Genomic DNA, 1,571 nt, shown 5'->3' on the forward strand with positions numbered 1-1,571 from the left:
CTGCTCCCCCTTGCGGACGTTGACCGGCTTCAGGTCGTAGGCCAGGCCCATCTCTTCCAGCGCAATCGGGACCTTGACGCTGTTGGGCGTGGCGAATGCGTGAACTTCGATCATCCCTGTCTCCATCGAACGGTCTGTTGTCGATGGAGAGAGTTGTGACCATTCCTGCCAACTTGCGGCAGAAGCCTTGAAGCGATAGTGCTTATTCTTCCGGAGAATAGGCACCATGGACAGGCTGCAGGCGATGGCCGCCTTCGTGCGGGTGGTGGAGACAGGATCGTTCTCGGCCGCGGCCCGGCACATCGGCGTCGGACAGCCGGCGATCTCGAAAACGATCGCGCAGTTGGAGGACAGGCTTCAGGTGCGGCTGCTGGTCCGATCGACCCATGGCCTCGCCCCGACGGACGCAGGGCTGCGCTTCTACGAGCGCGCACGGACGGTGATCGAGGGGGCCGACGAGGCGGAACTGGAGGCGCGGGGCGCGGGAGCCGGCCTGACAGGTCGGCTGCGCGTCTCGGCGGCCACCACCTTTGCACGGCTGCTGGTCGTGCCGCGGCTGCCGGAATTCCTTGCCCGGCATCCGGGCCTGGAGATCGACATCGTCCTCGACGACCGTGTCATCGACCTCGTGTCCGAAGGCATTGATGTGTCGCTCCGGATGGGCCAGCTGGCGGATTCCACGGCGGTGGCACGGCGGCTTGCGCGGGGGCGGCGATCCGTCATCGCAACCCCCGCCTATCTCGGCCGCGCCGGAACCCCGTCCGTGCCGGCAGACCTCGCGGCGCACGAGGCCATCGTCTACAGCCAGCTTGAAAGCGGCTGGATGTTCCGCAAGGACGGCACCGAAGCCTCGGTCGCGATCCGCGGCCGCATCCGCGTCAGTGCGGCGGAGGGCATCCGTGCCGCCGTGCTTGCCGACATGGGACTGACCGTCAACTCGGACTGGATGTTCGCCCCCGAACTGGCGTGCGGCGCTGTCGTTCGCGTGCTCGACGACTGGGAGCTTCCCCCCGTCGACCTGTGGGCGGTGTTTCCGACGGGACGGCTGGCAAGCGCCAAGGCGCGCGCATTCGCCGATTTCGTGGAGGCCGCCGTGGACGGAGCCGTTGCCCGAAACGCTGCGGGCAGCGTCTAGTCCTCAGACAGTGAGCACCGCCGCCTGAACCACGTCACGCCACCTGTATCCGTCATTCCCTCGCGATCGTTCAAGTACTCACACCCTATTCCAGATCGGCCCGGTATCGGATGGGTCGGACACCGATGCCGCGCCGAAAGGCTTCCTCGAACTGCGGCACGCTGCGGAACCCGCATTTCGTTGCAATCTCTGCGATGGAGAGGGTCGACGAGCGCAGCAGATCCGTGGACCGCCTGATCCTCCGTTCCAGAAGGAACTGATAGGGGGACTGGGACGTCGTCGTCCTGAAGATCCTCGAAAAGTGGAACCGGCTCAGATCCAGGGCTTTTGCGAGGTCCTCGACGGAGAGATCGTCTTCCAGATGCGCCTCGACGAACTCCAGGAGCCGGTCCATCTGGGCTTCACTCAGGCGCTGGGCCGACACCGAAGGGCGCAC

At 65.8% G+C, this 1,571-nt stretch carries 2 protein-coding genes; one reads left to right on the plus strand and one right to left on the minus strand.

Annotation, left to right across the window (positions count from 1 at the left end; translation table 11 throughout):
- The first annotated feature begins 226 nt into the window (after positions 1-226).
- Positions 227-1,135: a LysR family transcriptional regulator gene (locus A6302_RS20265; protein WP_069308517.1), complete on the plus strand. Its 909-nt coding sequence runs from the start codon at positions 227-229 to the stop codon at positions 1,133-1,135.
- Between the two features lie 85 nt (positions 1,136-1,220).
- Here the strand turns inward: A6302_RS20265 and A6302_RS20270 are convergent.
- On the minus strand, positions 1,221-1,571 hold a 351-nt coding region (locus A6302_RS20270), incomplete at its 5' end, for a helix-turn-helix domain-containing protein (RefSeq protein ID WP_210183423.1).

Origin of the sequence: Methylobrevis pamukkalensis (assembly GCF_001720135.1) — a bacterium.
Lineage (GTDB): Bacteria > Pseudomonadota > Alphaproteobacteria > Rhizobiales > Pleomorphomonadaceae > Methylobrevis > Methylobrevis pamukkalensis.